At 61.4% G+C, this 16,958-nt stretch carries 14 protein-coding genes; 10 read left to right on the top strand and 4 right to left on the bottom strand.

Translation table 11 applies throughout. The features are described 5' to 3' along the window. Positions 1 to 66: 66 nt before the first annotated feature. From putP to M4NBBH2_RS01325, 3 genes are all read right to left on the bottom strand, one after another. Positions 67 to 1,551, bottom strand: a complete 1,485-nt coding sequence (gene putP / locus M4NBBH2_RS01335) for a sodium/proline symporter PutP (protein ID WP_116269402.1) — start codon at positions 1,549 to 1,551, stop codon at positions 67 to 69. Positions 1,552 to 1,651: 100 nt separating this feature from the next. Beyond that, entirely contained in the window at positions 1,652 to 2,779 is a 1,128-nt protein-coding gene (moaA, locus tag M4NBBH2_RS01330) for a GTP 3',8-cyclase MoaA (RefSeq protein WP_116269401.1), read from the bottom strand. A 109-nt stretch (positions 2,780 to 2,888) separates the two neighbouring features. Continuing rightward, on the bottom strand, positions 2,889 to 6,026 hold the full coding sequence (locus tag M4NBBH2_RS01325; RefSeq protein ID WP_116269400.1) for an Rne/Rng family ribonuclease: 3,138 nt from the start codon (positions 6,024 to 6,026) through the stop codon (positions 2,889 to 2,891). 797 nt (positions 6,027 to 6,823) lie between these two features. Here M4NBBH2_RS01325 and M4NBBH2_RS01320 point away from each other — a divergent pair. Both M4NBBH2_RS01320 and M4NBBH2_RS01315 read left to right on the top strand, forming a co-directional pair. Further along, positions 6,824 to 7,843 (top strand): RluA family pseudouridine synthase, encoded by a 1,020-nt coding sequence (locus M4NBBH2_RS01320; protein WP_116269399.1) that lies wholly within the window; start codon positions 6,824 to 6,826, stop codon positions 7,841 to 7,843. Continuing rightward, positions 7,824 to 8,495 (top strand): HAD-IA family hydrolase, encoded by a 672-nt coding sequence (locus M4NBBH2_RS01315; protein WP_116269398.1) that lies wholly within the window; start codon positions 7,824 to 7,826, stop codon positions 8,493 to 8,495. The genes M4NBBH2_RS01320 and M4NBBH2_RS01315 overlap by 20 nt, the downstream gene beginning before the upstream one ends. 93 nt (positions 8,496 to 8,588) lie before the next feature. Here the strand turns inward: M4NBBH2_RS01315 and M4NBBH2_RS01310 are convergent, their stop codons facing one another. Then, positions 8,589 to 9,191, bottom strand: coding sequence for a Maf family protein (locus M4NBBH2_RS01310; RefSeq protein ID WP_116269397.1), 603 nt, complete (start codon positions 9,189 to 9,191; stop codon positions 8,589 to 8,591). Positions 9,192 to 9,234: 43 nt separating this feature from the next. On the opposite strand from M4NBBH2_RS01310, the gene M4NBBH2_RS01305 reads away from it, so the two are divergent. The 8 genes from M4NBBH2_RS01305 (at position 9,235) to lepA (ending at position 16,938) form a co-directional block, all read left to right on the top strand. After that, a complete protein-coding gene (locus M4NBBH2_RS01305; RefSeq protein ID WP_116269396.1) occupies positions 9,235 to 9,744 on the top strand; it encodes a YceD family protein in 510 nt (169 codons plus the stop codon). A gap of 72 nt (positions 9,745 to 9,816) precedes the next feature. After that, complete coding sequence (gene rpmF, locus M4NBBH2_RS01300) at positions 9,817 to 10,002, top strand: 50S ribosomal protein L32 (RefSeq protein WP_022444179.1); 186 nt, start codon at positions 9,817 to 9,819, stop codon at positions 10,000 to 10,002. Positions 10,003 to 10,325: 323 nt separating this feature from the next. Further along, positions 10,326 to 11,309, top strand: coding sequence for a beta-ketoacyl-ACP synthase III (locus M4NBBH2_RS01295; protein WP_116269395.1), 984 nt, complete (start codon positions 10,326 to 10,328; stop codon positions 11,307 to 11,309). A gap of 80 nt (positions 11,310 to 11,389) precedes the next feature. Next, positions 11,390 to 12,328, top strand: coding sequence for an ACP S-malonyltransferase (gene fabD / locus M4NBBH2_RS01290; protein WP_116269394.1), 939 nt, complete (start codon positions 11,390 to 11,392; stop codon positions 12,326 to 12,328). Positions 12,329 to 12,358: 30 nt separating this feature from the next. Then, entirely contained in the window at positions 12,359 to 13,123 is a 765-nt protein-coding gene (gene fabG / locus M4NBBH2_RS01285) for a 3-oxoacyl-ACP reductase FabG (RefSeq protein WP_116269393.1), read from the top strand. A gap of 152 nt (positions 13,124 to 13,275) precedes the next feature. Beyond that, entirely contained in the window at positions 13,276 to 13,518 is a 243-nt protein-coding gene (gene acpP / locus M4NBBH2_RS01280; protein ID WP_116269392.1) for an acyl carrier protein, read from the top strand. A 144-nt stretch (positions 13,519 to 13,662) separates the two neighbouring features. Further along, entirely contained in the window at positions 13,663 to 14,892 is a 1,230-nt protein-coding gene (gene fabF, locus M4NBBH2_RS01275; RefSeq protein ID WP_116269391.1) for a beta-ketoacyl-ACP synthase II, read from the top strand. 243 nt (positions 14,893 to 15,135) lie between these two features. Further along, positions 15,136 to 16,938: a translation elongation factor 4 gene (lepA, locus tag M4NBBH2_RS01270; RefSeq protein ID WP_116269390.1), complete on the top strand. Its 1,803-nt coding sequence runs from the start codon at positions 15,136 to 15,138 to the stop codon at positions 16,936 to 16,938. Positions 16,939 to 16,958 lie beyond the last annotated feature (20 nt).

Here is a 16,958-nt window from a genome sequence, read left to right as displayed (position 1 = left end):
AAAAATACCGGTCATGCAGTTTTCGCTGCATGACCGGATTTTTTTGCCTTTTATGCGAAGAAACTTTTAGGACTCTTCGACGAGGCGGCGTTCCACCGTATTGAACGCGTCCGTCACTTCCTTTTCCGGAGCCTTATCAAGGAGGCTCACCACGATGATCGCGAGAGACCCGAGGATAAAGCCCGGGAGAATCTCATAGAGATCAAACCACGCGAAGTAGTGCCAGACGAGCACCGTGATCGCGCCGACCAGCATGCCGGCGAGAGCCCCGTTACGGGTCATGCGCTTCCACCAGAGGGAGATCAGGATCACGGGACCGAACGAGGCGCCGAAACCGGCCCAGGCGTAGGAGACGAGCGACAGCACGAGGCTGTTCGGGTCGCGCGCGATGATGATCGCGATGATGGAAACGAGAAGCACCATGCCGCGGCTGAAAAGCATCAGTTCGCGGTTGCTCGCCTTCGGGTGAATCAGGCGGCGGTAGAAGTCTTCCGTAAGCGTTGAGGAGCAGACGAGGAGCTGGCAGGAGAGTGTCGACATCACAGCCGCGAGAATGGCGGACATCAGCACACCCGCGATCCACGGATTGAAGAGCGCCTTCGCGAGTTCAATAAAGACCCGTTCGTGGTTCTCCGTCACAGCACCGGCGAGTTCCGGGTGACCCGCGAAGAACGCGGCGCCGAAGAACCCGGCAGCCACCGACCCGGCGAGGCAGAAGATCATCCAGGTGATCGAAATGCGGCGGGCATTCGGAATCACGCGGATTGAGCGCGTCGCCATGAAGCGGACGAGGATGTGCGGCTGGCCGCAGTAGCCAAGACCCCAGGCGAGAAGCGAAATGATGCCGATTGTGGTCTGACCGTTCATCATGCTCAGCATATCCGGGTTGATCGCGGCGACCTGGCTCGTGGCGGCGGAAGCGCCTCCGAGATCGATCATGACAGCGACCGGGGTCACGATGAGCGCGATGCACATGAGGGAGGCCTGAATCGTATCGGTCCAGGACACAGCGAGGAATCCGCCGATAAAGACGTAGGCGATCGTCGCGATCGCGCCGAGCCAGAGCGCGGTGGAGTAGGGCAGATGGAACGTGTTCTCGAAAAGCCGGGCGCCGGCCACCATGCCGGAGGCGCAGTAGATCGTGAAGAAAACGAGAATCACGGCCGCGGCGCTCACGGCGAGCCAGTGCGACTTGTCTTCGAAACGCTGCCGGAAATAATCCGGGAGCGTGAGCGCGTTATGCGACACCTCGGTGTAGAGGCGGAGACGCGCGGCGACGAGCTTCCAGTTCAGCCACGCGCCGATCGTGAGACCGATCGCGATCCAGGATTCGCTGACACCGGCGATGTAGGCCGCGCCCGGGACACCCATCAGGAGCCAGCCGCTCATGTCGGACGCGCCGACTGAGAGCGCGGTTACGAGGCCGCCTAGTTTTCGGCCGCCGAGAATGTAGTCACCAAAGCTTCTCGTGTGATGCCAGGCATAGAAGCCGATCATCACCATCAGCACGAGATAGCCGATGAAGGTTATCGCTGTGGGATTGAAGTGCATTTTTTTCTTTCTGTCTCAGACGGAAGGGAGCAGAGTATTTTTCCGGTATTTTCCGAGAGAGAGCTGCGAGTGGCAAAACCTTTATTCTAACGACAGAGTGTCAGCCACCGATATAACTCATTTCGACCTTTTTGACCGGAAGAGGCATTCCGTTCATTCGGAGTTCCGAGTAGTGGTTGCTCCGGTTTGTCCAGATGCGGCCGAGAGCCTCGGCGATTTCCTCGTCGCTCGCGCCGCCGCGAAGCATCGTGCGGATATCAAAACCCCGGTCCGCGAAGAGGCAGAGGTACACGGCGCCCTCGATCGACAGACGGGCGCGGGAGCAGTTGCGGCAGAAGGGGCGTGTGACGGACGAAATGCAGCCAAACTCATCGTCACCCTCGCCGTAACGCCAGCGCTGCGCGGTTTCACTCTGATAATTCGGCGTGAGAGGCGTCACCTTGAACCGTTCGCTCACGATCCGGATCACTTCGCTTGTCGGGACGACGTCATTCATCCGCCAGCCGTTAGACGTGCCGGCATCCATATACTCAATAAAGCGGACGATAACCCCGGTGCCGGCGAAGTGTTCGAGAAGCGGAACAATCTGATTCTCGTTGATGCCGCGCTTCACGACGGTGTTCACCTTCACGTGCTCAAAGCCCGCTTCGCGCGCCGCGTGAATCCCCTCGAGGACTTTCGCGGCCGGGAAACCGACGTCGTTGAACTCCTGGAAGATCTTTTCATCGAGCGCGTCAAGCGACACCGTGAGACGGTCAAGCCCCGCGTCTTTGAGGCCCTGCGCTTTCTTCGCGAGGATCGAACCGTTTGTCGTCATCGCGATATCGACTTTCTTTCCGTCCGGAGTCCTGAGGGTCGCGAGCTTCGCGATCAGATCCTCAATATGCTTTCTGAGGAGCGGCTCACCGCCCGTGAGGCGGATCTTCCGGACACCATGCTCCACCGCGATCCGCGAGATCCGGTAGAGCTCCTCAAAATTCAGCAGTTCCTCATGCGGCAGATAGGCGTCAAACTTATCCCAGATCTCCTTCGGCTTACAGTAGCGGCAGCGGAAGTTGCAGTGATCGGTGACCGAAATACGGATATCGGTCAGCGGCCGCCCGAGCATGTCGATCCAGTAGCCGTCTTTCTCCCGGATACCGCCATTCAGCGGTATCGGCAGGGCTTTGAGCGACTCACTCACGATCGGAATCACGCGGGAGTTATCGGTTAGGTTTTCAGACGCCATGTATCTCACCTGAGAAAAAGGAAAGCGAAAGAAAAAGGAAAGGCGCTGGAATTTCTAGAAACCCCAGCGCCCTTTTTATTGCGGTGCCCCGATCCTGGGGCTGATCGGATTAAGACGCGTCTTTCTTCGTCTCGACCTGGATCATTTCGACCGCCTCAACCGGAGGAAGCACCGGACGGGGACGTCCCGGCGCCTTCGGCTGCGTGTAGCTCACTTCGCCCACGAGTTCGGGACGGGTGTGAACGACCTGCAGGCCGTGAGACGCGAGTTCAGCCTCGATACCGGTGGCGCCGTCCGCGATCCGGGCTCCGGTGACGGAAGCCTCAGGCTTCTCTTCAGCGGGAGCGGGAGCGGCGGATTCGGCTTCAGCCGGGGCAGCCGTCACGGTTTCCACCATTTCGGCCGCAGCCGGCACAGCTTCCGGAGCGCTTTCTACGGGTTCAGACTGTACCGCAGTTTCGGCTTCGGCCGGAGACTTTTTTTCAGGTTCCGCGGCAGGTGCTGCGGGAGCCTCAGCGACCGGAGCGGCGGGTTCAGCCTTCACTTCCGGGCTCGGAGCCGCGGTAACGGCTTCAGCTACGGCAGGAGCGATGGCGGCAACGGCGGGGACCGCGGCTTCAGCTGCGGCCGTGTTTTCCGTCTTCACGGCGTCCGCGGCGCGCTCGGCACCCGACTTTCCGCCGCGGCGGCGGTTACGGCTGCGGCGGGAACGCGTTCCGCCTTCCTTCTCGTCCTTCGGAGCCTCGTGAGCGGGAACGGCGTCCACCGCCTGAGCGACAGCCGCGACGATCGGTTTCACCTCGGAAACGCTTTCGCCGGATGTCGCCGGGGCAACGGCGAGCTTCGCCGCGCGGGTCTCAAACTCGCGCACTTCGCGTTCCGTCACATCCTCCGCGGGAGCCACGGTCTGAGCGGCGGTCTGCTGCGTCTGCTGATCCTCCTCACGCGTGCGGTGAGAGTGATGACGGCGGCGGCGACGGCCTTCGTTCTGCTGCTGATCCTGAGCGGGCTGCTGGGCCTGGGCGTCCTGAGCGGCGGCCTGCTGCTGGGGCTGCTTCTTCTCTTCCGAAGCCTGAGCGCCCTGCTGCTGAGCCTGACCGTTCACCTGTCCTTCGGTCTCTTCCGAATGACGGCGGCGGCTCCGTCTGCGGCGGTTTTCCGTCGTTTCAGCGGCAGCGGCCTTCGCGCGGCGTTCAGCGGCCGGTGCGGACTCGTGTTCCGGACCTTCCGTACGGGCGTTCGAGCGGCGGCGGTTGCCGCGGCGGCCGCGGCGGGATTCTCCCGCTTCGTCTTTCTTCGCTTCGGGCTTCGCGGCGGCCGCGGGAGCGGCAGCTGCGGCGGTAGTTTCCGCCTTCGGAGCGGCGGTCTCAGCCTTCGGTTCGCTCGAGCCAAGGAGAATGTCGATGAGGCGCGCGAAGAATCCCTTCTTCGGAGCCTCGGCCTGCGCGGGAGAGGCCTTCGGAGCGGCAGCCTCAGCCTTCGCGGCCGGCGCTTCCTTCTTCTCCTCTTCCTTCTTACGCTCAACATGAGCCGGCGCCGGCGTGTCACGCGTGATGTTCTTGATCACGGGGACCTGCTTCGGACGGGCGGGCTTGTTTTCGTCAGACTTCAGGGCGTACGGGTCAGTCGACACCGGCTGGATGTCTTCAGCGCGCTTGTAGCTCGCAACATCGTCCTCCATCCGTTCGTCATTCGCGCGGATGCGTTCGATGTGGTAGTGCGGGGTCTCAAGCACGGTGTTCGGGATCAGGATGACCGGGATGCGGTTACGCTGCTCGATCTTCGCGATTTCGGTGCGCTTCTCGTTCAGGAGGTACGTCGCGACATCGACCGGAACCTGAGCGTGGATCGCGCCGGTACCGTCCTTCGTGGCTTCTTCCTGGATGATGCGGAGAACCTGGAGCGCGGAGCTCTCAGTGTCACGGATGACGCCAAGGCCGTTGCAGCGCGGGCAGGTGATGTGGTGGCCTTCAGAGAGCGCTGGGCGGAGTCTCTGGCGGGAGAGTTCCATGAGGCCGAAGCGGCTGATCTTCGCCATCTGCACACGGGCGCGGTCGTCCTTCAGGGCGTCCTTCATGCGGAGCTCAATCGCGCGCTGGTTGCGGGCGTCTTCCATATCGATGAAGTCGATCACGACGAGACCGCCAAGGTCGCGCAGACGCATCTGGCGGGCGATTTCGTCCGCCGCTTCGCAGTTCGTGCGGAAGGCGGTTTCCTCAATATCAGCGCCGCGGGTCGCGCGGGCCGAGTTCACGTCGATCGCGACGAGAGCCTCGGTGTGGTCGATCACGATCGCGCCGCCGGAGGGCAGCGTCACGGTGCGGGAGTACGCGGTTTCAATCTGGTGCTCGATCTGGAAGCGGGAGAAGAGCGGAGTCTCCTCGCGGTAACGCTTCACGCGGCCCACCATGTCCGGCATCACGTTCAGCATGAACTGACGGGCCTGGTCATAGATTTCGTCCGTGTCGACGAGAATCTCGCCGACCTCGGGCTGGAAGTAGTCGCGGATCGCGCGGATCACAAGGGCGCTTTCCTCAACGATGAGGAAGGGGGACGGATTCACGCGGCGGAGCTTCTGGCCGTTCACGACGGGGTCCGTCACGTAGGACACCACGCGGTGGCCGTTTTCGTCGCGGACGAGTTCGTATTCAGGAGTCGCGGCGTCGCAGATCGCGTTCCAGAGCTTCAGGAGATAGTCGAGATCCCACTGCAGCTCCTCGATCGTGCGGCCGATGCCGGCCGTGCGGGCGATAACCGACATCCCCTGCGGGAGCTTCAGCTCTTCGATCAGGTGACGCAGTTCCTGGCGCTCTTCTCCTTCGATACGGCGGGAAACTCCGCCTCCGCGGGGGTTCTTCGGCATCAGGACGAGGTAGCGTCCGGCAAGCGAAATAAAGGTCGTGAGGGCGGCACCCTTGTTGCCGCGTTCTTCCTTCTCCACCTGCACGAGAATTTCCTGGCCTTCGCGCAGCGCCTCGCGGATCGTGCACGTATGAACGTCCACGTCCTTATTGAAGTAGCTGCGGGAAACTTCCTTGAAGGGGAGGAAGCCGTGGCGCTCTTCGCCGTAGTCGACGAAGCACGCTTCAAGCGACGGCTCGATGCGGGTGATGATGCCCTTATAGATGTTGGACTTATGCTGCTCGTGACCAGCGGTCTCGATATCAATATCGACGAGCTTCTGTCCGTCAACGATCGCCACGCGGGTTTCTTCGGCCTGCGTCGCGTTAAATAGCATGCGCTTCACTGGAGCACTCCTAAGCGCCTCTGTCGCGGGCGCAGTAAGCGTGCGGAATGAATGCGGTGGACCCCGTTTCGGACCCGCGCCCCCTAACTGAATAAGGTGACCGGCCCGGAGGAAGGCCGGGTTATGGCTGATCTAGGCGCAGAACGCGGACGGCTCCGCCGCCCGCTGAAGGCATCTGAAGCCGCATGCGCGATAGGACGGCGGCGGGAAACGCTTGCAGCATCCCCGCCTCGGCAGCCCGTATTCGGCAATCCAGTTGTCTTTCTTCTCTAGTCACAGGTTAATCATCAAAAAGCTGAAAAAATAACCGCCGTACAACCCAGGCACACGCAGCACGGTCACTCGTCTGAGAGAGTCAGACTCAGGCGGCATGCGGCACCCATGCATTCTTCGCAGACACAGTCCGAGGTGCTCGCCGCGGACTGTGTTCGGGATTCCCGTTCTCCTCAAGCACGGCAGTCATCCGGCACTCCGGCCGGGTCCGCTCCGCGCGAGCTGCGGGCAATCCCATTTTTAAAAAATTGCTGATGTCGGGGCGTACCCCTTCTTCGCCCGCGTTTCCGCGCTCAGGTTGCATCTGACGCAAGGCCGAGACTTGAAGCGAAGGATGAGAATCCCGCCCGGGACGGCTACAATGCCTCCATCCCCGACAAATCGACAGGGGACCGCAACGGCAGGTCGATCAACCTCGCATCCCTAGCGGGATGCAGGGAAAACTCTCAAGGGTTGCTTGGAAGCGGATGGCTTCCGGGGGTCCGCGCCTGAATCGATGTCCGTAAGTATAGTGGATAGGGACAATGTCAGAGATAAATTCTGCAGAAAAATTCATCATTTCATCCTCCCGGGTGACGGAGCTTTCGCCGGACCGCGTGACGTGGATCCGGATCGGGGAAGATTCGGACGGGCAGCGCGTGGATAATTTCTTCCTCCGCGTGGCAAAAGGCGTGCCGAAGAGCCACATTTACCGGCTTCTGCGGAGCGGTGAAGTGAGGGTGAATAAGAAGCGCGTGAAGGCGGAGACGAGGCTCGCGCTGGATGACATCGTCCGCGTACCGCCTATCCGTGTGCCGCAGAAGCGGGATCTCGTGCCGCGCGCCGCGCCGATCTCAGACGACACGCTCCCGATCCTCTTCGAGGACGAGCATCTCCTGATCGTCGATAAGCCGGCGGGCCTTGCCTGCCACGGCGGCAGCGGGATCGCGTTCGGGCTCATCGAGCGGCTCCGCGCGAGCCGTCCGAATCAGCCGTTCCTTGAACTCGCGCACCGGCTGGACCGCGATACCTCGGGCGCGATCATCGTCTGCAAGTCCCGCAAGGCGCTTGTCAGGCTTCAGAAGTCGATGCGGGAAGGCGGAATCGAGAAGCACTACCGGACGCTCGTGAAGGGCGACTGGGTGAATGACCGGCAGCATGTGAACCTCCCGCTTTTCAAATACGTGACGAAGGAGGGTGAGCGCCGCGTCCGGGTGGATCCGGAGAAAGGCGTCCCCTCGCACTCGATCTTTACGCTCATCCGCCGCTACGGCGACGTGAGTTTCCTCGACGTGGAACTCCTCACCGGCCGCACGCATCAGATCCGTGTGCACGCCGCGGAAAGCGGTCACCCGCTGGTTGGTGACGACAAGTACGGTGACTTTGACTTCAACCGCGAAGTCTCGAAAGGACTCCTCGGGATTCCCTTCCGCCGGATGTTCCTTCACTCATACAGCCTTGCCTTCGAGCACCCCGTGACTCATGAGAAAATGAAGATTGAGTCGCCGCTGCCTGAAGCCTGCGAAGAACTGATCCGGGTGCTGAATGAAAGAAAGACCGTTTGAACTGTTTGTCTTTGACTGGGATGGGACCTGCATGGATACGACGCACGCCATCGCGTGCGCGATCCAGGAGGCTGCCCGGGTTCTCGGTCTCGGGGTCCCGAGCTACGAAACCGCGGAAAGCGTGATCGGGCTCGGCCACAAAGACATGATGAGCCGCGCGGTGCCGGACTGCACGGACGCGATCTACCCGGCTTATAAAGCTGAGTACTGGAAGGCTTATATAAAAGAGGAAGACCGGATCACGGGGCTGCACCCCGGGATGCGGGAGATGCTCACCGCGATGAAAGATGCCGGCCTCTGGAGCGCGATTGCGACAGGAAAGAGCCGTGCGGGACTCGCGCGGGTGCTCGCGAAAACCGGGTCCGATGGCTACTTCTGCGCGAGCCGCACGATGGATGAGGCGCAGTCAAAGCCCTCTCCTGATATGCTGCGGCAGCTCTCGGACGAATGCTGCGTCCCGATCTCGAAAATCGTGATGATCGGAGACGCGGTGCATGACCTCGAAATGGCGAATAACGCAGGCGCCGCCGCGGTCGGTGTCACCTGGGGCGCGGGGCGGCGCGAGGCGCTTGAGAAGCTTCACCCGATCGCCGTGGTGGACACGGTGCCTGAACTCGCGCGCGCGATCGGCGTTGAGGACCTCCTGAAGTAAAGCCGGGGTTCTGATCAGGAGCCCGGAAAAAAGCCGCACCCGGAAAGGTTTCCCGGTGCGGCTTCTGTATAAAAGTGAGCAGAACGGCGGTGATCAGGCTTTAAGTCCCGGAAGCACCGTGACGCCGGACTGCGTGAGAAGCGTCGTGAGTGCCATGAGGGGGAGGCCGATGAGGGAGGTCGGATCATCCGACTCCACTGTTTCCATGAGCGCGATGCCGAGCTTCTCGATCTTCGCGGATCCCGCGCAGTCGTAAGGCTCCTCGCGGTCCACGTAGGCTTCGATCGTCTCGCGGGTGAGGGGGCGCATCTTCACGCGGGTCTGCGAGAGTTTTTCCCGCACCGTGCCGTCCGGCGCGATCACGGCGAGCGCCGTGGAGAAAACGATCGTGTGACCCTGCATCGCGAGGAGCTGCTCGATCGAGCGCTCACGCGTATGCGGTTTCCCGAGACGGACGCCGTCGAGATCCGCCACCTGGTCTGAACCGATCACGCAGGCACCGGGGTGCTTCGCGGCGACCCACTTCGCCTTTTCCACCGCGAGCCGCTGGCAGGCTTCCACCGGCGTCTCGCCTTCGCGCGACGTTTCATCAATATCAGACGCTTCCGCGGTAAACGGAATGCCGAGCCGCTCAAGCAGTTCGCGGCGATAGCGCGAGCTTGAGGCCAGAACAAGTTCAGGATTCTTCTTTATCATAGTGGGCCTTATTGTACTGAAACCAGTTAAGGGAGTTCTCCGCATGTCTGCTGTCCAGATCGATGTCTTCCGCCTCTCGAAGGAGCGCGGGACTGCGTCCGGAAAATTCACAGCGGCCGAGCTGCCGCTCCTCGCGGGCCATGACGGCCAGTTCACCGAGGGGCAGGTTGAGTGGAGCGCGACCGGAACCGAGGGCCGCAAACATCTCGCCGGTGCCATTCTCCGCATCGAAGGGAAACTGATCGGCTCCTGCTGCCGGTGCGGTGATCCGCTCACTGTTGATGTTCATCTGAAAACGTCGTTTCTTTTTACGAAAACCGAGTCTGAAGCGGATTCAATGCCCATTTCGGAAGACGGCGAGGATGAAGTTGTTGTAGGATCTAGCCACTTTGATGTGGCTAACTGGGTGCAGGAAGAATTGCTGCTCAAGCTGCCGCTTTATCCGGCGCACGATGTCTGCAAGGCTCCCGAGCTCCCGACGGATGAGGAGGAAGAGCTGGAAGATGCCCGGCCCAATCCCTTCGCAGTCCTGTCATCATTAAAGAAACACTAGGTTTTTCCTCAGGATTTTACAAACCCGGGGATAAACGGTTATAATTCGCTGTTTTCAACGTGGGGTCTAAAAATGGCTGTCCAGCAAAATAAAAAATCGACTGCCCGCCGTGGCAATCGTCGCGCTCATGATTTCCTTTCCAATCCGGCACTCGCCGTCGAACCGACGACTGGTGAAGTGACTCGCCGTCACCACATCAGCCCGAACGGTTTCTACCGCGGCAAGAAAGTGATTGAGACGAAGAAGGACGAAGAGTAATTCATATTCTTCGGGGAAGCCGGTTCCGCCGGTATGGACTTGCGGCCTGACGCAGCGTTAACTGCATGGGCCCCACGGCCAATGCGGAGCAATAAGCCCGTGGCTTAGTCTGCAAAGCATCAGCCTTCTCAATAGCGGGAAGGGCTGCCACAGGGTCCGGGTGTACGTCCGGCAGAAAAGAGCTTCCCTCAGACGCATCACGAAAAGGAGAAAATCGGAATTTACCTTCCGGTCTTCTCCTTTTTTTATTTTCCGAAAAACATCAGGGGATCCCTTCGCCCGAAGTCCCCGTCATACGCCAAACTTGAGGAGGATGCATCAGCATGCCGCTTTCCCAATTTTCCCGCCTGATATCCACGGGGAGCGCGCTTCCGTCGCGCTGTGTCACGAATGATGAGCTCGCGCGCGAGCTCGCGTCGCTCGGAGTGGAAACTTCTGATGAATGGATCCGGTCCCGCACCGGGATCGAGACCCGGTACCTTGTGAGCGGTGAGGAGGGGACGCTGTCGCTTGCTGTCAGCGCCTCACGCGCGGCGCTGGAAGGCGGCGCGATTGACCCCGCGACGATTGACCTCGTGATCGTCGCGACGACGACGCCTGACGAAGTCTTCCCGGCGGTTGCCTGCAGGCTGCAGAGCGCGCTCGGGATTCCGCCCTGCGCGGCGTTTGATATCCAGGCGGTCTGCTCCGGGTTCGCTTACGCGGTCTCGGTCGCGGACTCGATGATCCGTTCAGGCGCGGCCCGCCGGGCTTTGGTGGTCGGAGCTGAATCCTTTTCCCGTCTTCTTGACTGGCGTGACCGCACGACCTGCGTGCTCTTTGGGGACGGGGCGGGAGCCGCGGTGCTTGAGGCGTCCGATAAGCCTGGCATTCTCATGACGCGCCTCACGGCGGACGGCGGGAAGGGTGACTACCTCGCGGTGCCGGGGAGGCTTGAGGGCGGCAAGGCGCTGGGGTCCCCCTTCCTTAAGATGGATGGACGGGCCGTGTTCCGCGAAGCCGTGGAGTCGCTCTCATCCCAGGCAGAAGCCGTGCTCCGGGAAGCCGGGGTCGCGGCCTCTGACATCGATCTCTACGTGCCGCACCAGGCAAACGTCCGCATCATGGACGCCGTGGCTTCACGTATTGGCGTTAATCCGGCCTCTGTCGTGAAGACCGTCTTCCAGCACGGGAACACCTGCGCCGCCTCCGTCCCCTTAGCCCTCGATTATGCTGTAAAAAACGGGATGGCCCGCCGGGGTGACACGGTGCTCCTCCAGGGGGTCGGAGCCGGGATGACCTGCGGCACCGCGCTTCTCATCCTGTAAAGGCGCCCGGTTCAATCCGCGGCGCTACGCTGTTATTATTTCGTCACTGCCCGATAACCGGGCTTAACAGGATTTTTTCCATGCGTTTGGCAATTTTGTTCCCGGGACAGGGTTCGCAGAGCGTCGGCATGCTTTCAGGCTTTGCCGGCAACGACGCCGTCGCCCGGGTGATGGCTCGTTCGAGCGAGGCCCTTGGTGAGGACCTCGAGAAGCTGATTTCTGAAGGTCCCGCGGAGAAGCTGGGGCTGACCGTGAATACCCAGCCCGTGATGCTTGCCTGCTCGGTCGCTTTCTATGAAGCGGCGCGCGAGGCCGGTATCCCGGAACCCGCCGTGATGGCGGGCCACAGCCTCGGCGAATACTCGGCGCTCACTGCGGCCGGCGCTTTCAGGCTTGAAGACGCGGTGCCGCTCGTGCGGTTCCGCGCCCAGGCGATGCAGGAAGCGGTGCCGGTGGGTCTTGGCGGCATGGCCGCGATCATCGGTCTCGCGGACGACGCGGTCGAAGCCGTGTGCCGTGAGGCGTCAGAGGCTGGTGTCGTCGAACCCGTGAATTTCAACAGCCCCGGTCAGGTCGTGATCGCGGGCGTGAAGGCCGCGGTGGAGCGTGCCTGCGAACTCGCCCGCGCGGCTGGCGCGAAGCGCGCGCTGCCGCTCGCCGTGTCCGCTCCGTTCCACAGCTCGCTTCTCGCGCCGGCCCGTGACCGGCTCGCGGCGCGGCTGGCTGAAGTGGCGATCGCTGAACCCCGCGTCCCCGTGATCGCGAATGTGGACGCCGCGCAGCACGGATCCGCGGACTCGATCCGCGACGCGCTCGCCCGTCAGGCCTGCAGCCCCGTGCAGTGGGTGAAGACGATGCATGAGATGGAGAAGCTCGGTGTCACGCATATGATTGAGTGCGGTCCCGGCAAGGTCCTCACGGGTCTCGCCCGCCGCTGCGTGCCCTCGATTCCGTGCTACCCCGTGCACAGCGCTGAGACGCTCGAAGCCGCGCTTCAGAGCCTCAGTGCCGCGGGCTGATCATCGGTAAAAGTTATAAAGGAAGGAAAGATGGAAAATCAGGTTTTTGCTTCGAACGCGCTGGAAGGCCGCATTGCCCTCGTAACGGGCGCGAGCCGCGGTATCGGTGACGCGATCGCGCAGTCGTTCGCGCGCATGGGTGCCTTTGTGATCGGTACGGCGACGAGTGAGTCAGGCGCTGCCGGGATCACGGAGCGCCTCGCCGCTGCCGGAAAGGGGCGCGGTGTCGTGCTGAATGTCACGAACTACGCTGAAGCTGAAGAGCTCGTTTCTTCGATCGTGAAGGAATTCGGTAAGCTCGATATCCTCGTGAATAACGCCGGCATCACGCGCGACGGCCTCCTCATGCGCATGAAGGACGCCGACTGGGATGACGTGATCGCGACCGACCTCACCTCGGTTTTCCACCTCTGCCGCGCGGCCTGCCGCCCGATGCTGAAGGCGCGCTACGGCCGCATCATCAATCTGTCCTCTGTTGTGGCTTCGAGCGGCAACGGCGGCCAGACGAACTACTCCGCCGCGAAGGCTGGCCTGATCGGCTTCACGCGCTCCATCGCCCGCGAGCTTGGCAGCCGCGGCGTGACGGCGAACTGCATCACCCCGGGGTTCATCGATACCGATATGACGAAGAACCTCCCCGAAGAGCACCGCGCCGCCATGACCGCCCAGATTCCGCTTGGCCGACTGGGTCAAACGGATGATGTCGCGAATGCCGCCTGCTTCCTCGCAAGTCCCGCCGCCGCTTATGTTACGGGCGCTGTGCTGCCGGTGAACGGTGGCATGTACATGGGATAGCCGCCTCATCCCCTCTGGAAATTTTTTCCAGAGGTCTTATATAATTCTGCGATAATCAAAATTATTGATCCTGCATGGAACCGGGTATCGATAAGAAATGTTCCGAACCGTTCCACGTCGCAGAAGTTTTTTATTTGATCCCGGAGATTTAAATGGAAGAAAATATCGAAGCCCGTGTCAAGAAGGTTGTTGCTGAACAGCTGAGCATCAATGAAGCCGACATCAAGAATGAGTCCGCCTTCATCGAAGATCTGGGCGCTGACAGCCTTGACACCGTTGAACTCGTGATGGCCCTTGAAGATGCCTTCGGCATCGAGATCCCGGACAGCGAACAGGAAAAGCTGCGCACCGTCCAGCAGGCGATCGATTACATCAAGGAACATCAGAAGGCCTGATGTCCGCTGGCTTTTCGCTTTTCGCTTTCTGTCGGGAACCCCGGCTGAAAGACTATCCGGAGAAGCGGCTGGCCTGAGGAATGGGAAGCCGGGAACGAGCCTGGTTTCCCTTTTTTTTGCGTTGAATTTTTGGAGTTTGTCGTTATGCGTCGTGTGGTCGTGACGGGGCTTGGCATTGTGTGCCCCCTTGGTAACAGCGTTGAAGAAGCCTGGAAGAACGCGCTTGCCGGTAAGTCCGGTGTCCGGAAGATTCAGAGTTTTGATGCTTCTGAGTACTCCTGCCAGATCGCGGGTGAAATCCGTGATTTCGATTCGAGCGCCTACGTTCCCGCGAAGGAAGCCCGCCGCTTCGATAAGTTCGTGCTGTACGGCGCTGTGGCCGGTTCCCAGGCGCTCGAGGACAGCGGTCTCGTGGTGACGGAAGAAAACGCTCACCGTATCGGTGTCGCGATCGGTTCCGGCATCGGCGGCCTCGTGACGATCTGCGAAAACGCGAACACCCTGAAGGAAAAGGGACCGCGCCGCGTGTCTCCGTTCCTGATCCCGGGCTGCATCATCAACATGGCGTCCGGCGAATTCTCGATCCTGAAGGGTCTGAAGGGCCCGAACGTCGCTTACGCCACTGCCTGCTCCACCGGTCTTCACGCGATCGGCGAGGCGGCCTGCATCATTGCCCGCGGTGACGCGGACGCGATGGTGGCGGGCGGCGCTGAAGCCCCGATCTGCCCGGTCGGCATTTCCGGTTTCGATAACATGCACGCCCTGTCCCGCCGCAACGACGAGCCCGAGAAGGCCTCCCGTCCGTTCGACAAGGACCGCAACGGTTTTGTGATGGGCGAAGGCAGCGGCATCGTGGTGCTTGAGGAGTACGAGCACGCGAAGGCCCGCGGCGCCCACATCTACTGTGAAGTGAAGGGTTACGGCCTTTCCGGCGACGCCTACAACATCACGACCCCGTCCGTTGACGGTCCGACCCGCTGCATGCAGATGGCGCTCGACCACGCCGGTCTCAAGCCCTCTGACATTCAGTACCTGAATGCCCACGGCACGTCGACCTCGATCGGCGACGCGAACGAAAGCAAGGCCGTGATGCAGGTGTTCGGTGACGACGTGAAGAATCTCGTCATGAGCTCCACGAAGTCGATGACGGGGCATCTCCTCGGCGGTGCCGGCGGCATCGAGTCCGTCTTCACGATCCTCGCGCTCCGCGATCAGATTGTTCCTCCGACGATCAACGTCGAGAACCAGGACCCGGCCTGCCCGGTTGACTGCTGCCCGAACACCGCGCGCAAGATGCCGGTGAAGAACGCGATGAAGAATTCGTTTGGCTTCGGCGGCACGAATTCCACGATCATTTACGGTCTCGTGGACTGATTCGCGTAACGACGGAAGGGCGCCCGCGGAGTTTTCTCAGGGAGGCCCTTTCCGCGAGCAATAAAGGCGCCTCTCGCGGCGCCTTTATTTTTCAGGGCCTTGCGCCCCTCATGTTAGAATCACGCATTCACCCTACACGAGCGGCAGGGCGGCCTCTGAGACCCGGATCCGGGTCCGCTGCCGCGCGGCCGGATGAAGCTGGATGCGGCTTCCCGACCCTTGAGGGCGGTTTACGATACACACATGCAGAATATCCGTAATTTTTCCATTATTGCCCACATCGACCACGGCAAATCGACGCTGGCCGACCGTCTGATCGAACGCTGCGGCGGCCTCTCGAACCGTGAGATGGAGAGCCAGGTGCTCGACTCGATGGATCTCGAGCGTGAGCGCGGCATCACGATCAAAGCCCAGACGGCGTCGCTGCGCTACAAGGCGCAGGACGGACAGGTCTATGAACTGAACCTGATCGATACTCCCGGGCACGTCGACTTTTCGTATGAAGTTTCGCGTTCGCTTTCCGCCTGCGAAGGAGCGCTGCTCGTCGTTGACGCGACGCAGGGCGTTGAGGCGCAGACTGTCGCGAACTGCTACACCGCGATTGACCTCGGGGTCACCGTGGTACCGGTGCTGAATAAGATGGACCTGCCGTCCGCGCAGCCGGATGCCGCGCGTGAGGAAATCGAGGACGTGATCGGTATTGAGGCCGATGACGCGGTCCTCTGCTCCGCGAAGACCGGCATGGGCGTGGACGACATTCTGGAAGCCGTCGTGAAGCGGATTCCGCCTCCCACGGGTGACCGCAACGGGAAACTGAAGGCCCTCGTGATCGACTCCTGGTACGACAGCTATGTGGGCGTTGTGATGCTGGTCCGCGTGAAGGAAGGAACGCTTCACGTGAAGGATAAGATCCAGCTGATGGCGACCGGCGCGACGCATCTCGTGGAGCAGCTCGGTGTCTTTTCGCCGCGATCCACGCCGCGCGAGATGCTTCAGGCGGGCGAAGTGGGCTTCATCATCGCGGGCATCAAGGAAATCCGTGACGCCCGTGTCGGTGACACGGTGACGCTCGCGCAGAACCCGGCGACCGATCCGCTCCCCGGCTTCAAGCAGGTGAAGCCTCAGGTGTTCGCGGGTCTCTACCCGGTTGAAGCCTCTGAATACGATTCGCTCCGCGACGCGCTGGAGAAGCTCCAGCTGAATGACGCGTCGCTGCACTTTGAGCCTGAAGTCTCCCAGGCGCTCGGCTTCGGTTTCCGCGCCGGGTTCCTTGGCCTCCTTCACATGGATATCGTGCAGGAGCGCCTGGAGCGTGAATACAACCAGGACCTCATCACGACGGCACCGTCCGTGGTGTATGAAGTGAAGCTCACCGATGGCTCCGTCGTCCAGATCGAGAACCCGTCGAAACTCCCGCCGGTTGACCGCATTGAGGAAATCCGTGAGCCGATCGACACGGTGACGATCTTCGTGCCGCCGGAATTTGTCGGCACGGTGATCAAGCTCTGCCAGGAGAAGCGCGGTATCCAGAAGAACCTCGCTTATCACGGCCGTCAGGTGGTATTGACGTACGAGCTGCCGCTCGCCGAAATCGTGCTCGACTTCTTCGACACGCTGAAGTCGCTTACCCGCGGCTACGCCTCGATGGATTACGACTTCCTCGAGTTCCGCGCGAGTGACGTGGTGAAGGTCGACATGCTGATCAACGGCGACAAGGTTGATCCGCTCTCCTCGATCATTCACCGCTCAAGCGCCCGACGCCGCGGCCGCGAGATCGCGGCGAAGCTCCGCGAACTGATTCCGCGTCAGATGTATGACGTCGCGATTCAGGCCGCGATCGGCGCTGAGATCATCGCGCGAGAGAACGTGAAGGCGCTCCGTAAGAACGTGCTCGCGAAGTGCTACGGCGGCGATATCACGCGTAAGCGGAAGCTGCTCGAAAAGCAGAAGGCCGGTAAGAAGCGCATGAAGCAGGTGGGTCACGTGACGATTCCGCAGGAAGCGTTCCTCGCCGTGCTGCAGATGGGGACGGATAAGAACGGCTGATCAAGCCGCGACGCGAAACC

The organism is Mesosutterella multiformis (assembly GCF_003402575.1).
Taxonomy (GTDB): Bacteria; Pseudomonadota; Gammaproteobacteria; order Burkholderiales; family Burkholderiaceae_F; genus Mesosutterella; species Mesosutterella multiformis.
The sequence above is the reverse complement of the archived record's forward strand: the minus strand, read 5'-3'. Positions and strand labels throughout refer to the sequence as shown.

Excerpts from the sequence above, each read along its gene's own strand:
- putP (WP_116269402.1), bottom strand. The coding sequence starts at position 1,551 with ATGCACTTCAATCCCACAGCGATAACCTTCATCGGCTATCTCGTGCTG.
- moaA (WP_116269401.1), bottom strand. The coding sequence starts at position 2,779 with ATGGCGTCTGAAAACCTAACCGATAACTCCCGCGTGATTCCGATCGTG.
- M4NBBH2_RS01320 (WP_116269399.1), top strand. The coding sequence starts at position 6,824 with ATGTCAGAGATAAATTCTGCAGAAAAATTCATCATTTCATCCTCCCGG.
- M4NBBH2_RS01315 (WP_116269398.1), top strand. The coding sequence starts at position 7,824 with ATGAAAGAAAGACCGTTTGAACTGTTTGTCTTTGACTGGGATGGGACC.
- M4NBBH2_RS01310 (WP_116269397.1), bottom strand. The coding sequence starts at position 9,191 with ATGATAAAGAAGAATCCTGAACTTGTTCTGGCCTCAAGCTCGCGCTAT.
- M4NBBH2_RS01305 (WP_116269396.1), top strand. The coding sequence starts at position 9,235 with ATGTCTGCTGTCCAGATCGATGTCTTCCGCCTCTCGAAGGAGCGCGGG.
- rpmF (WP_022444179.1), top strand. The coding sequence starts at position 9,817 with ATGGCTGTCCAGCAAAATAAAAAATCGACTGCCCGCCGTGGCAATCGT.
- M4NBBH2_RS01295 (WP_116269395.1), top strand. The coding sequence starts at position 10,326 with ATGCCGCTTTCCCAATTTTCCCGCCTGATATCCACGGGGAGCGCGCTT.
- fabD (WP_116269394.1), top strand. The coding sequence starts at position 11,390 with ATGCGTTTGGCAATTTTGTTCCCGGGACAGGGTTCGCAGAGCGTCGGC.
- fabG (WP_116269393.1), top strand. The coding sequence starts at position 12,359 with ATGGAAAATCAGGTTTTTGCTTCGAACGCGCTGGAAGGCCGCATTGCC.
- acpP (WP_116269392.1), top strand. The coding sequence starts at position 13,276 with ATGGAAGAAAATATCGAAGCCCGTGTCAAGAAGGTTGTTGCTGAACAG.
- fabF (WP_116269391.1), top strand. The coding sequence starts at position 13,663 with ATGCGTCGTGTGGTCGTGACGGGGCTTGGCATTGTGTGCCCCCTTGGT.
- lepA (WP_116269390.1), top strand. The coding sequence starts at position 15,136 with ATGCAGAATATCCGTAATTTTTCCATTATTGCCCACATCGACCACGGC.